Origin of the sequence: Carnobacterium sp. 1290_CSPC (genome assembly GCF_001053265.1) — a bacterium.
GTDB classification, from domain to species: Bacteria; Bacillota; Bacilli; order Lactobacillales; family Aerococcaceae; genus Aerococcus; species Aerococcus urinaeequi.
Window position 1 is genome coordinate 1 of sequence record NZ_JVVG01000022.1, and the last position, 13883, is coordinate 13883.

12 protein-coding genes are annotated in these 13883 nt (G+C 42.1%); 1 reads left to right on the forward strand and 11 read right to left on the reverse strand.

Features of this window, described 5'->3' with window-relative positions; all coding sequences use genetic code 11:
* A partial coding sequence (locus AC973_RS01080; protein ID WP_048726162.1) for an alpha-amylase family glycosyl hydrolase occupies nt 1-1301 on the forward strand: 1301 nt, incomplete at its 5' end.
* Between the two features lie 306 nt (nt 1302-1607).
* Here the strand turns inward: AC973_RS01080 and treR are convergent.
* The 11 genes from treR to AC973_RS01135 form a co-directional block, all read right to left on the reverse strand.
* Nucleotides 1608-2324 (reverse strand): trehalose operon repressor, encoded by a 717-nt coding sequence (gene treR, locus AC973_RS01085; RefSeq protein WP_048726165.1) that lies wholly within the window; start codon nt 2322-2324, stop codon nt 1608-1610.
* Nucleotides 2325-2375: 51 nt separating this feature from the next.
* A complete protein-coding gene (locus AC973_RS01090) occupies nt 2376-3371 on the reverse strand; it encodes a nucleoside hydrolase (protein WP_048726168.1) in 996 nt (331 codons plus the stop codon).
* A gap of 104 nt (nt 3372-3475) precedes the next feature.
* The gene (locus AC973_RS01095) at nt 3476-4327 is read right to left on the reverse strand and encodes a prephenate dehydratase (protein WP_048726170.1); all 852 of its coding nucleotides are present in this window, start codon (nt 4325-4327) and stop codon (nt 3476-3478) included.
* 132 nt (nt 4328-4459) lie between these two features.
* Nucleotides 4460-4738, reverse strand: coding sequence for an arginyl-tRNA synthetase (locus AC973_RS01100; RefSeq protein WP_225968899.1), 279 nt, complete (start codon nt 4736-4738; stop codon nt 4460-4462).
* 215 nt (nt 4739-4953) lie between these two features.
* A complete protein-coding gene (locus tag AC973_RS01105; protein WP_048726176.1) occupies nt 4954-7491 on the reverse strand; it encodes an ATP-dependent Clp protease ATP-binding subunit in 2538 nt (845 codons plus the stop codon).
* Nucleotides 7492-7508: 17 nt separating this feature from the next.
* A complete protein-coding gene (locus AC973_RS01110) occupies nt 7509-7967 on the reverse strand; it encodes a CtsR family transcriptional regulator (protein ID WP_048726182.1) in 459 nt (152 codons plus the stop codon).
* A gap of 399 nt (nt 7968-8366) precedes the next feature.
* Nucleotides 8367-9374 carry an isocitrate/isopropylmalate dehydrogenase family protein gene (locus AC973_RS01115; protein ID WP_048726185.1) on the reverse strand — a complete coding sequence of 336 codons (1008 nt, stop codon included), beginning with the start codon at nt 9372-9374 and terminating at the stop codon, nt 8367-8369.
* 52 nt (nt 9375-9426) lie between these two features.
* On the reverse strand, nt 9427-10743 hold the full coding sequence (locus AC973_RS01120; RefSeq protein WP_048726188.1) for a CitMHS family transporter: 1317 nt from the start codon (nt 10741-10743) through the stop codon (nt 9427-9429).
* Nucleotides 10744-11055: 312 nt separating this feature from the next.
* On the reverse strand, nt 11056-11775 hold the full coding sequence (locus AC973_RS01125; RefSeq protein ID WP_048726191.1) for an HAD family hydrolase: 720 nt from the start codon (nt 11773-11775) through the stop codon (nt 11056-11058).
* Between the two features lie 109 nt (nt 11776-11884).
* Nucleotides 11885-12946 (reverse strand): glycosyltransferase, encoded by a 1062-nt coding sequence (locus AC973_RS01130; protein WP_082148208.1) that lies wholly within the window; start codon nt 12944-12946, stop codon nt 11885-11887.
* Nucleotides 12947-12952: 6 nt separating this feature from the next.
* On the reverse strand, nt 12953-13555 hold the full coding sequence (locus AC973_RS01135) for a TVP38/TMEM64 family protein (RefSeq protein ID WP_048726197.1): 603 nt from the start codon (nt 13553-13555) through the stop codon (nt 12953-12955).
* Nucleotides 13556-13883 lie beyond the last annotated feature (328 nt).

Here is a 13883-nt window from a genome sequence, read left to right on the forward strand (position 1 = left end):
ATTACATTCGCCCCGCACAAGAAGATGGGTCTCTGCCAACAAACTGGGAATCTAAATTCGGTGGCCCTGCTTGGGAACCTTTTGGCGACACTGACAATTACTATATGCACCTCTTCGACGTGACCCAAGCTGACCTAAATTGGCATAACCCAAAAGTACGCGAAGCCCTATTCGATGTTATCCACTTTTGGATCGACAAGGGGGTTAGCGGTATCCGCTTTGATGTGATGAACGTGATTGGTAAGAGCGAGGTCCTGGAAGACTCAACTGGTGGCCCAAGTTCTACCCAAGAGAAACGGTTATATACGGATACGGAAAATGCACATGATTGGATTCGAGAAATGGCTCAATCTACCTTTGGCGATATTGAAGGCTTTGTCACAGTAGGTGAAATGTCGTCTACAACAGTTGAAGATGGTATCCGTTACACCAATCCTGAAGAAGACAAATTAGCTATGATCTTCTCCTTCCATCATTTAAAAGTCGATTACAAAGATGGCGAGAAATGGTCTAAAGTTGATTTCGACTTCCAATCTTTAAAAGACATTTTAAACGAATGGCAACAAGGCATGTCAGATGGCAATGGTTGGAATGCCCTATTCTGGAACAACCATGACCAACCACGCGCTAACTCTCGTTTCGGTGACACCGAAAACTATCCATACGAAACAACCACCATGCTTGCCCAAACTATTCACATGATGCGTGGTACTCCCTACATCTTTGAAGGGGAAGAAATTGGTATGACAAACCCAGATTTCGACGACATCAACGACTACAACGACATCGAAACCTTCAACAACTACCAAATCTTATTAGATAAAGGTGTTTCTGAAGAAGAAGCGATGGAAATTATTAAATTTAAGTCCCGCGATACTAGCCGGACCCCAATGCAATGGGATGATTCAGAAAACGCCGGTTTTACTACCGGTACACCATGGTTGAAAGTAGCTGACAACTACAAGGATATCAACGTGAAGAAGGAACTTGAATCAGGTAAAATCTTCCCGTACTATCAAAAATTAATTCAATTGCGCCATAAATTGCCGATTATCCAAGACGGTGCTTACCACGAATTACTAACCGACCACCCGGAAGTATTAGCTTACTACCGAACTTACGGCGACCAAATCTTGTATGTCTTCTCACACTTCTACCCAGGCACCAGTCAAGTTGACCTACCAAGAAGTGTTGATTTAACCCGTGACTATGACAAGTTATTAGGTAATGGTGATTTAGATAAAATGACAGCCTCATTCGAGTTAGGACCGTATGAAACAGTTGCATTCCTTTCGAAATAGGATACATACCCACCCCCAAAAAAATAGGTAAATGAAAAGGAGTTGGATTTTTCCAACTCCTTTTTTGCGACTATAATTACATGTATACTTTTATAGCCATTTGAGCGTTCTCGGTGGAAAAGACAGCAAATTGACCACCGCTAGAAAAAGTTTAAAGCCCTAACACAGATATAAGTGTCGCTCTAATTTGATCGTTCGATCATCGGCTAAAATCCAATACTGAATACTGAAGAAAAACACCCTCAACTTGGCCAAACAAGGCTGATTGAGGGTAGTCGTCCTATCTATCCCAAATTAGCGCACGGGTTAATGGGCTGTCCGGCGCGCAAATTCTGCAAATCTAAATTTGTCGATCCGGTGGTGGGATGAGGTATATTGAAAAAAGGTGGCATCTTCTAAGTATACATGGCTGTTGACCTGGATGATAAAATCATCTGGGCCAATGGCCATGTGCTTTTGATCTATATCATCTGCCTTTTTGGCCACAATTTCCTTATTGGCAAAGGATATTTGTAAGTCCAATTCTTGTTCGAAGTATTGATAAATGGACACTTCCGCAATTTCATCTGGCACCCCGTCTTGGATAACGGATACGCGGAGGTAGTCGTGGTCAACAATGACTGTTTCCCCTTCCATTTCACGGGCCCGAATCAGGTGGATGAAGGGTTCGCCCGCTTCAACACCGTCTTCACCGACGAGAAAGTCAGGTGCCGCTACCCGTTTATTACTCAAAACTTGGGTTGCAGTTTGGAAGTGTTGGGATTCTTGCAATTCCTTGTAGGAAGTTAAACCGGATATAGGAAAAGAAAAACGGGCAAAGTCTAGGACGATAGCCCCTTTACCTTGTTTCTTCTGGATAAAACCGGTGTCTTCCAATCTTTTCTGCGCTTTTCGAATGGTTTCGCGCGATACGTCGTACGTCTTGGCCAGGTCATTTTCACTCGGAAGTAACCGGCCTACAGGGTAGATGCCCTGGTGGATTTTATTTTGAATGTCAGCGGAAATAAATTCGAACTTGTACATTTCCGTCACCTACTTATCTAGCTTAATTTTGTGTGTCCTTTTCGCTAGAAGTTAATCCAGCATGTCTAGGTATTGATGGTATTTGTCTTCGCCAAATAGGGTTGAAATCACGTGGGCTTTATAAGCTTCAAGATCGATATCCATTGCGATGTAGACATTTTTTGGTCGGTCAGTACGCTCCTCAAAGTCAATGACGGTCTGTCCGTAAGTATACTCACCTTTAGTTTCAATGACCAAGTTAGTATGGTAGACTTCGGTCAAAATTTCTGGGTGCAGATAGCCAACAACTGCTACTAGGTCATGGATGACGATCCCAATTTTGCCTTCATTTTCAAATGAGTTCAGGACATAATCGTCGAACATTTCACGGATCATGCCGCCTAGTTCACCGCCTGCTTGACGGATAAATTCTAAGTCGTTCATATCTAAGAGGGACGGTCTCGTCACGTCTAAACCAACCATTGTAATCGGAACAGATTCGCCCAAGGCTTGATAGACGATATCGACTGAAACGGGGTCAAACCAGTAGTTAAATTCCGCTACCGGGTTCGTGTTCCCGTCAAAAGCAGCCCCACCCATAGACACGATTGAACGAACTTGTTTCATGGTCGCTAAGTCTTTTTCAACGGCCAAAGCAATATTCGTTAGTGGTCCTAAGGTAATTAGGTCGATTTCACCAGGATGTGCTTTAACTTGCTCAAGAATGAAGTCAACTGCATGTTGGTCTTGAATCAAACTTTCATCATAAGGGAAATCAACGCCACCCATTCCGTTCGATCCATGGATATTCCCAGTCGCATTCTCTCTTGGTGGTTTGTTCTCTTTTAAAGAGGTATAATCGTTGTCAGCGCCTGGATAGATCTTCACGCGACCATCAAAATAAGTAGATACCCGAACCGCATTCGTGGTGGTCATATCCAATCCCTTATTCCCGGCAACCGTGGTGAAACCTAAAATTTCTAAGCTATCATCCGACAAGGCCGTCATCAAGGCCGCTGCATCGTCAATTCCTGGGTCCGTATCAATAATTACCTTACGTTTATCCATGAAAATTCCTCCTATATCCTATCTGTCTATACAAGTTTATTGTAACATGTAAGCGGTTTATTTTATAATAATATTATTTTGGAAAAGGAACTCGTGTCGTTAATCTAACGATTTTGTTTAAATTGCGCTACCACTTGAATGTGGGTTGATAATGCTTTTAAAATTTTCTCTAATGACTCTAAGTCCCCAATCATATTGCTTGGGTCTGCTTCAATAAAGAAGCCGTAACGGAAGAGTTTCATCGGAATTGGACGGGCATTTAATCCTTCCAAGTTGATCCGGTAAACATCTAATACCTGTAGTAACTTGGCCAAAGCACCTGGTTCATGCGGTGTTTCAATATATAACATGATTTTGTCATGGGTATTGGTCATATCGATATTGTCATATCGTTCAAAGACTAAAAACCGCGTCATATTCCCTGATTCGTCGTATGCTGCTGGTTCTAAAGCTTGCAAGCCGTGTAAGTCACCTGCTCGCGGACTGGCAATCGCTGCGATAGTAGGGTCATCTTCTTGCACAATAAATTCAGCAGAAACAGCTGTATCGATATAAGCTACGGGATCCATATTAGGATAGCGGTCAAATAATAATTTACATTGGGTCAAAGCTTCTGGATGAGAGTAAACTTTCGTCACTTGATGAATGTCAGCACCTGGTAAACCCCATAAGACATGGTTCACTGGTTGGTAATGTTCATATTTTGCTAGGACGGGTTGGTAACGGATAATATCCATTGTTCGAGCAATCAATCCTGTTGTCGAATTCTCAATTGGCATGACAATTCGGTCTACTTTTTCAGCCACTAAGTCATCTACCATGGGTTTAAAGTCATCGTAAGAGATGATTTCTAAACGTTCATCATCAATCTCAACATGCAACTGTTCGCGCACAAAAGCAATCGTTGCTGCCTCGCTATAAGCCCCCGGTATGCCTTGATAACCAATTCTCATCATTATTTCACCCTTCTTTTTGAAATCTCATATTTATAAGTGTACCAGTTTCGACAGCTAATGTCATTCTGGACAAAATAAAAAAATACCCCCAACCACTATTAATCATAGCAATTGGAGGCATTTATTTTCGCTTTATTTTGTAAATGATTTCGCTTGGCCTACAGCATAGTCGTAAGCGTCAGCTGCTGAATCTTTTACGCGATCACCGAGTGAACGGTTTGGTAAAAATGATACATCATCAGCACGACGAGCTAAGTCACGACCTGTATGGCGTAATTGGCGACCAGCATCATCGATGAAATCACTGACTACTGAGTTTTTATCTTCTTGGTATAATGCGACAGCGGCAATACCTGCGATTGCAGCAATTGCACCTAAAGCAATTAAACCTTTTTTAGTTGATTGTTCCATGATATCACTCCCCATAATTATTATATACATTATATCATATCCACTACACCAGCGAAAATAATATGGTTACTGGTCAAGCCAGTAAATTAGGCTAAATTTCATACAATTTTGGTGGCTACTCCTAATTCACGTTCATCAGGAGACATTCCAAAAGTATTTAAAAAAGCGGACTGTATCAACGTTACAGTCCGCTTCATACGACTTGTTGTGAAAGCTTATTGACCTGCACTAATCAAGTCTTTGACGTCGTTGCTTTCTTCTTGGCCATCTGGGTGTTTTACACGGATGTATAATTCACCTTGGCGGGCACCGACTGTGACAACGTCGCCTTCGCTTATCTTATCAGCGATTAACATTTCAGCGATTGGGTCTTCAACTTTTTGCTGGATTACACGGCGTAATGGACGTGCACCGTACTCTTTATCAAAGCCTTTACTTGCAATTTCTTTATTAGCGCCTTGTGTCACACGTAGTTTCACACCTTGCTCTGCTAATAGTTTGGTTAAGGCTGTAGTAAATTTCTGTACGATTTCAACGATTTGCTCTTCCGCTAATGTATGGAAGACGATGATTTCATCCACACGGTTTAAGAACTCTGGTCTGAAGACAGACTTCAATTCTTTACGGATACGACTATCCATTTCTTCATGACTATCTGTGGCTTGTTTGGCACCGAATCCGACGTTTTTATCGTCACGGATGGCAGTTGCTCCCAAGTTAGACGTCATAATCATAACTGTGTTACGGAAGTCTACTTTACGGCCTTTAGAGTCCGTAATATAACCATCATCTAAGACTTGTAGTAGCATATTGAAGACATCCGGGTGGGCTTTTTCAATCTCATCGAATAGTACCACTGAGTATGGGTGTTGACGAACTTGTTCAGTCAATTGACCACCTTCATCATAACCAACGTAACCTGGTGCTGAACCAATCATTCGACTTGTTGAGTATTTTTCCATGTATTCAGACATGTCTAAACGGATGATATTGTTGTCTGAACCAAACATTTCACCTGCTAGAGATTTGGCTAATTCAGTTTTACCAACACCTGTTGGTCCAAGGAACATAAATGAACCAATTGGACGGTTTGGGTCTTTAATGCCAGACCGCGCACGACGAACAGCACGGGCAACACTTCTCACTGCTTCATCTTGACCTTTAACACGTTTGTGTAAATGGTCTTCTAGATTAATCAGCTGTTGGTTTTCAGTTTGCGTAAGCTGTTGCATTGGCACACCTGTCCACATAGCCACAATATCCGCTACGTTTTGGCCGTCAATTTCAATATCAAACAGCTCATCTTGAACAACTTGTGGGTTGTTTTGTAGGTCGAATAATTCTTGACTTAAACGTTGTTGTTGTTGGTGAACACCAGCAGCTTTTTCAAATTCTTGGGTATTTACATAGTGCTTCTTCAATTCTTCTAGATCAGTTAATTGCTTACGAATGCCTACAATGGTTTGTTGGGTAGTATCTTTATCACCATTGTCTAAACGCGCTGTAGCTGCAGCTTCATCCATAATATCAATCGCTTTATCTGGTAAGAAACGATCAGCAATATAACGGTTACCTAGGCGAACAGCAGCTTCAATAGCCTCATCTTTAATCGTCACTCGATGGAATTTTTCATAATCTTTTCGGATACCTTTAAGAATTTCAATAGCATCCGCTTCGCTTGGTTCATCAACTAGGACTTTGGCGAAACGACGTTCTAAAGCAGCATCTTTTTCGATATATTTTTGGTACTCATTTAAGGTTGTAGCACCAATCACTTGTAGGTGACCACGGGCTAAGGCTGGTTTCATCAGGTTAGAAGCATCAATAGCCCCTTCTGCTGCACCGGCACCGATTAAGCTATGTAATTCGTCAATGAATAAGATGACATTACCAGCTTTTTCCGTTTCCTCTAGTAAGTTTTTAACCCGGTCTTCGAATTCCCCACGGTATTTCGTCCCAGCGACAAGGGACCCGACATCAAGAGATACGACACGTTTATTGGCTAAGGTTGATACGACATCGTTGTTTGCAACTGCGATGGCAACTGCTTCAGCGATGGCTGTTTTCCCAACACCTGGTTCTCCTACTAATACAGGGTTATTTTTAGTTCGACGGCTAAGGACTTGCATGATGCGACGTAACTCTTTCTTACGGCCGATTACTTGGTCCAACTGCCCATTACGTGCTTGCTCAGTTAGGTCTCTAGTTAGTGAGTCTAAGGTTGGCGTTGCACTTTGTGGGCGTTTGCTGCCGTGGTTTGATGGTTTATTATTATTCTCGTTGCTGCGGTTGCGCACTGGGGGACGCTGGCCAATTGAACGATAGATGTCTTTACGTAATTTCTCGATATCCACGTCCAAGTTTTTCAGAATTCGAACAGCTAGTACTTGGTCAGCGATTAAAGATAGCAAAATGTGCTCTGTGCCGACTAAAGTGACTTGTTGGCGTTGCGCTTCTTCACCTGCAATATATAAAACTTTTCTTGAACGCGGTGAATACACCACGCGATTCAAGTCTACGGGGGCGTCTTGGACTTCATCCTTACCGTATCCGATGACAAATTCAACTTCTTCTTTCACAGCCTCGTAACTTGGCAAGTGGTCAACTAACACGTTATGCGCAACACCCTCGGGCTCACGGTAAAGTCCTAGCAGCAAATGTTCTGTTCCAATGGCTTTATGACGAAATTGTTTGGCTTCTTCGGCGGCGAACAATAAGGCCTGTTTTGCTTTCTCTGTATAAATTTCGTTCATAAGGTCCTCCTATCTGGTTACCTATATTTCAGCTTCACAAGCATCGATCTTAATATTAAGGACCGGACTTCATCAGCGTTAACAATTTTACCTAGGGCATCCTTGTCGACTGCTGAGTGCATGATTTGCGCTTCATTTTCGGTAACAATCTCGTTGACTAATAAATTTTGAATGATGGCAGTTGCATCACGTAAGCTCGTTTTTTGATGGATAAGGTCGACCATAGCATCGATTAATTCAGCCTCTTCGACAATTTCCAGTTTCATAATGCGGATATATCCGCCCCCACCACGTTTACTTTCTACAATATAACCCTTTTGCGGGGTAAATCGCGTGTTAATCACGTAATTGATTTGGGATGGGACACATTGAAATCGGTCTGCGATTTCACTACGACTAATCTCAACATGCTCTTCTTGTTGTAAGATTTGCTTTAAATAAGATTCAATAATATCAGACATATTTCTATTTTTCATATTCATCACCTCAAGCCTGATTCTTATTTTGACTAACTTTGACTAATTAATCATATCATACGATAACCGCAGTCAAATAGTCAATTCAAAAGCTTGGTAATTGGAGGTGTGACAAAAGTCGTTTAGACTCGACGCACTAGACCAAAAGCCGAATAAACACTGCAAGTGTTTAGCGTATTTTTGGAAATGTCGGAAGCGTTTGACTTGTGGAACCTGATTTGAAGACTTATCTTAAGGAGCGTTATACGCTGTAAAAAAAATTGAAATATCTCATATTTATATAACAAAAAGGCAACGCAAAGGAATTGCTGGTCAACTCCTTTACGCCACCCTCAAGTTGAAGCGCGCTGGCCTCATTTTTCAAATCAAAATCATTAGACTGTGTTAAGTCACCGCATCTTATGCTAAGGCTGCGATAACCTTGTCGGTGAAGGCTGCTGTTGTTAAATCGCCGCCTAAGTCTCGGGTAAAGTTACCTGCATCGGACAAGACCGTATTCAAAGCGTCGCGCAAACGAGTGGCATCCGCCTGTAAACTAATATGGTCTAGTAGGTCTGCAAAGGCTAATAAGATGGCTGTCGGGTTGGCAATACCTTGACCAGCAATATCTGGTGCTGAGCCATGAACGGCCTCAAATATCGCCACATCGTCGCCCAAATTGGCACCTGGCACTAATCCTAAACCTCCAATTAAACCGGCCATCAAATCAGATAAAATATCGCCGTATAAGTTTTCGGTGACGACCACATCGTATTGTTGAGGACGCATAACCAATTGCATGGCCATGTTGTCGACTAAAACTTCTGTTGCTTCAATTTGCGGATATTTAGCGGCAATTTCGCGAGCGACTTTTAGGAATAAGCCGTCCGATAATTTCATAATGTTGGCTTTAGTGACGATAGCCACCGTCTTGCGGTCATTAGCTACGGCATACTCAAAAGCTGCTGTAACAATCCGTTCTGTGGCCTTTCTAGTGATAATTTTGATGGAATGGGCTTCGTCAGGTGAAATTTGCGCTTCAACACCCGCGTATAAATCTTCTGTATTCTCCCGGAATAAGACGATGTCCACATCCCGGTGTATGGCTGGAATTTGGCCTAATACGCGGATTGGACGGATGTTTGTATGTAATTGATAATGTTTTCTAAGCGATACATTGACCGATCTGAACCCCTCCCCAATTGGCGTTGCAACGGGCCCTTTCAAGGCAACCTTGTGGGTATCGATGGCGTCGTAAACGGCTTTGGGAATCAGTTCACCCGTGGCATCAATGGCGTCTTGGCCAGCGACCACTTCATCCCAAGCAATTGGACTTTCTAGGGCTTTTGCCACCTCTTTAACGGCTTCTGTAATTTCTTTTCCAATCCCGTCCCCAGGAATTAAGGCGATTGTATGTGTGTTCGTCATTCAGTCCACTCCTTTTAAAGTCGATAATATAATAGCTTTAATTGATTCGTCATTATTGGAAAATGGGTAACAAACCAAAGATGGCAGCAGTAATCACGTAGACAATGAAAATCCCAAGTGATACGACCAAACCTTTTTTCTGCCAGTCGCCCCATTCCACGCCTGTTAAACCAAGTAGTACGTATGAGAAAGGTACTAGTGGGCTGAACAAATGGAAAGATTGACCGATTAGAGACGCAAATGTCAGTTGTAACGGGGTAAATCCGTAAGCATAGCCGGCTTCTGACAAGATAGGCATCATGCCGTAGTAGAAGGCATCGTTATGTAGGAAATAAGTACCTGGCGCTGAAATAATGGCTACGATTAGACCGTAGAAACCACTTAACGACTCAGGGATGATAGCGATTAGGGATGTGGCGATGGCATCTGACATACCGGTCGCGTTTAAAATCCCCATGAAAATACCGGCACCAAATACGGTCATAACCACCTGGTTGGCTTCAGATGCGTTGCTGTCAATTCGCGCTTTCTGGTCTTTAGGATTAGGATAGTTGACTAGTAAGGTGATCACTGTACCTAGCATAAAGATAATCGCTGAAGGCACAGACCCTTCAACCAATAAGGCAATGGCTACAAGGACGATAATTGAGTTGATCCAGACATTTTTAGGTCGACGTAATTCAAGGGTTTCTGGGTCGTCGATGACCATCATGGCCTGCATTTCTTGTTCAGACAAGTTGACCACACCAAGCGTCTTCCGTTCTTGTAAACCAAAAACCCAAGCGATGATAAACATATAAATCAAACCAGCTACCATCATCGGTACTAAACCACGCATAACATCATTGGTTTCAACCCCCATAACAGCGATAGCACGGGCAGTTGGACCACCCCAAGGTAGTAAGTTGACTATTGAGTGCGACGTCATGGTTAAAACAGCTAGGTTTAGCATGGACATATTTAGTTTCTTGTAAATTGGCACCATAGCGGTACAGACAATGATCATAGTCGCCGTCCCATCACCATTTAAGGAGACCGCGGCAGTTAAGGCAACAGTTGCCAAGGCGACTTTTAAGGGGTCCCCTTTGGCAAAACGAATCATCGCGTTAGACAAGGGATCGAATAGACCTGCGTCAATCATGATGGTAAACATATATATTGCGAAGAATAGCATAATCCCGGTAGATGATGTGGTCCCCAAGCCATCCATAGCCGCTTGACCAATATCAATTTGCCACAAATTAAGGACTTGTCCAATTATCGCCCATAACAGTGGCAAGAACACCAAACCAATGAAGGGTGACATCTTCTTACGCATAATAACAAACATGAAAATAACAATCAGGGCGTACCCCATAAATGCAATCATTAAAAAACACCTCTTACTTTCTCATCATTTTATATGTATTTTATCATGTGCTAAATACAATCAATTGTCAATGAAATTTCCGCAAAAATACAAAACGTGTTACATTATCTTACATATTATGATAGTTATGTTTTATTAGATGCCAAATAAAAAAGCCAACAAAATATAGGCTTTTGCTGGCTTTCTCAAAAATCGAATCGTTCACATCATTTTTTGTCTTTATAATAAATTAAAAACGCTTTGTTTCTTTAGATATATTTTCTACCGAAATCCCTCACTCATATCAAGATACCTGACATGACAAGTTGGATCCTATAAATTCCCTAACAAAGTCCGCATTTCTAAGAAATCGTCTGTTGTACAGGTGGCTACTGTGTTTGGGACTTCTGTTTTACTGTAGTGAATGGCTTGCCATCCGGCTTGTATTGCCCCTTCGATATCATTTTGGTAGTCGTCACCGACGAACAAGATTTCTTGAGGTGCAACATTTAAATCAGCAGCAATGGCGTCAAATACCTTGCGTTGTGGTTTTGACCCGCCCATACTTTCTGAAATATACCATTTGTCTCGGTCGATTAATTGGTCGACGCCTAGGTTGGTCAATTTGTCGATTTGAGCCTCTGTCGTCCCGTTGGTTAAGACAAATAAGGCCATCCCCTTAGACAAGGCTGCTTCCATCAAGGCTACTAAGTCTTCGCTCAAACTTAATTGTTCTTGATAGTGATTCTTCAGTTGGTTGAATTCTTTAGCAGTTGCTTGGTCAATCGCATGTCCGAAATGGGCGTATGTCTCAATGACCCGGTCATTTTTGAAGGCAGCTTCTGTCTTTTTGCCAGCCATAAAGGCTTGATATTCTTGCTCGGAAAATTCAGCGTAGACTTGATTGAATGTTTCAAAATCAACGTCTAGATGGTGGTCCGTCGCCTGCATATCTCGGTAGGTTTCCTCATAGATGGTTAATCGGTTGTACAAGGTATCGTCTAAATCAAATCCAATTGCTTTCATATCTATCCCCTTTTCAATCATTTTCATATGATAACAAATAGCGGCCTTAAAAGCACATATTACGGAAAAAGACGACCCAAGTCTGAAGTTAGACTGGACCGTCAATTTGTCTGCAATTTTTTAGTAGATTTTGTCATTATATTTTAAAAGTTGAAGAAAAGATTTTGCTGAGTTTCTTATCGCTTTGCTTTCCAAGTTGACAGGCACCGGCATATTGGTACTCATAAATATACTGTTGACCAATATTTTGAATACTTTTTAAACTGGCTTGTTGGTAACCATTTTTACTCAAACTGGCTAAATCACCGTCTAAAAGACCTTGCAATTGCATTTTAAAATCTTCAAGTGAGTTCGCTTTATAAACATCACGGCCGGCTTTTAAATAATCAAAGACAGGTAAATCAGATACAATCGTGTTCACCTTGCTAGCTAATGCTTCAAGTAAGACGATCCCTTCTGTTTCCTCGTGCGTCATGAATAAATAGGCATCTGCCATTTGGTAGGCCACGCGGACCTGGTCACGCGGGATATAGCCAGCAAAAATTAAATTGGGCAACTTGATGGCAATGGCCTTTTTAACATCTTTAGGTAAGGCGTAAGGATTTGAATAACCAAACCAAATAAATGTAACCTCTGGCATTTGCTTGGCCAACTCGACAAATTCGATAATCCCCTTACGCTCAATTTGTAGACCCACTGAAATGGCTACTTTCTGGTCTGGACGCAGGTTAAACCGCGACCGCATGTTGGCCACTTCTTCTTGGCTAGCTTGCCAATAAGCTAGGTCAATCCCGTTTGAAATGACATGGATTGGTTTATCGATATCATATTTTTCAAGTAAGTTTTTAGCATACTGACTTGGCGTCAGGATCAGGTCTGCCGAGTTGTAGCAGGTGTTGAGCCAGTATTTAAAACCGAGTGACGCTTGGTTAGAAAAGGTGTAGGAATTCTTGAAATCTTCCATAGTTGAGTGGGCATGGTAGATGACAGGTTTACCAGCGGCTTTTGCCTTTTTGGCAACGACAAGGGAATGCGGAAAGACGGTATTGATATGAACCATGTCGAAGTCATCCTTGTAGTTGGTTGTATAGGCAATGCCCGCAGATTCAAGGGCCATTTCCTGGTGCAACTGGGCGCGTCCTACCCCACTTTGTTGAATTGATTTCTTCATATCACTGTGCAATAAAATTTTCATCATAGACTCCTATATCCACTTACTCACTAATTCAACTAAAAAGATGGTTGAATAAGAGTAAATCAAAATGGTAATGGGTTTCCCTACTGCTAAGACTTGAACGAAACGCGACAGAGACAAATTGGTTAAACCAGCCACATAGCAAATCACATCAGCCGGCATAAAGGGCAAAATCAAACCTAAAATCAAGACCCGTTTAAAGCCCGACCGGTCATCCAGCCAACTTAAGGCCTTATTATAGTACTTGTCTCCCACTAGCATATGGACCAAACTCCGGCCATACTTGCGGGCTAAGTAGAAGTTGAATATGGACCCTAGGAAAATGGGCATCAAGTTCCAAATAAAGCCCCAGACATTCCCAAACATGTATACGCCAAGGGGGATGGTAATCGAACCAGGTATGACAGGCACAACCGTTTGGATGAATTGAATCACCACAAACATCAGCGGTGCGGCAATCCCAAAGTGGCCCATAAACCTTAAAAAGGCCACCTTATCTACCAACAAACCGTTCCGCCATGCCCAAATAATAAAGATTACAGTCGCAATCGTACCCAGAATATTCAGTAAATGAATCAACCGCTGTACGAATTGTTTACGATTCATATCCATAGCCAATCTCCCCTCAATAGTCTACGCTATTGTCTGAAATTTTAATCACCTTTAGTATAACGTATTTCTTCAATTTGTATTGTAAACTTTTTATAAGGTAGAATCATAGGCCAAAAGTACTATTATAGATACAGAAAATGAAAAAAGGCGCAAGCATCGACGCCGAGATAGGAAGGTTAATCCCACTCCTGTCTGAACGCCAAGTCTCGCACCTTTTTTAGAATACACGAAATCAAAAAAAGATAGCCCTATTGAGCTACCCCATTAGTCGGGAAAACAGGATTCGAACCTGCGACCCCTTGGTCCCAAACCAAGTGCTCTACCAAGC

Bases quoted from the DNA above. Each gene is read 5' to 3' on its own strand.
- AC973_RS01130 (WP_082148208.1), bottom strand. From the start codon at position 12,946: ATGATGAAAATTTTATTGCACAGTGATATGAAGAAATCAATTCAACAA.
- AC973_RS01090 (WP_048726168.1), bottom strand. From the start codon at position 3,371: ATGGATAAACGTAAGGTAATTATTGATACGGACCCAGGAATTGACGAT.
- AC973_RS01110 (WP_048726182.1), bottom strand. From the start codon at position 7,967: ATGAAAAATAGAAATATGTCTGATATTATTGAATCTTATTTAAAGCAA.
- AC973_RS01095 (WP_048726170.1), bottom strand. From the start codon at position 4,327: ATGATGAGAATTGGTTATCAAGGCATACCGGGGGCTTATAGCGAGGCA.
- AC973_RS01105 (WP_048726176.1), bottom strand. From the start codon at position 7,491: ATGAACGAAATTTATACAGAGAAAGCAAAACAGGCCTTATTGTTCGCC.
- AC973_RS01115 (WP_048726185.1), bottom strand. From the start codon at position 9,374: ATGACGAACACACATACAATCGCCTTAATTCCTGGGGACGGGATTGGA.
- AC973_RS01120 (WP_048726188.1), bottom strand. From the start codon at position 10,743: ATGATTGCATTTATGGGGTACGCCCTGATTGTTATTTTCATGTTTGTT.
- treR (WP_048726165.1), bottom strand. From the start codon at position 2,324: ATGTACAAGTTCGAATTTATTTCCGCTGACATTCAAAATAAAATCCAC.
- AC973_RS01100 (WP_225968899.1), bottom strand. From the start codon at position 4,738: ATGGAACAATCAACTAAAAAAGGTTTAATTGCTTTAGGTGCAATTGCT.
- AC973_RS01135 (WP_048726197.1), bottom strand. From the start codon at position 13,555: ATGGATATGAATCGTAAACAATTCGTACAGCGGTTGATTCATTTACTG.
- AC973_RS01125 (WP_048726191.1), bottom strand. From the start codon at position 11,775: ATGAAAATGATTGAAAAGGGGATAGATATGAAAGCAATTGGATTTGAT.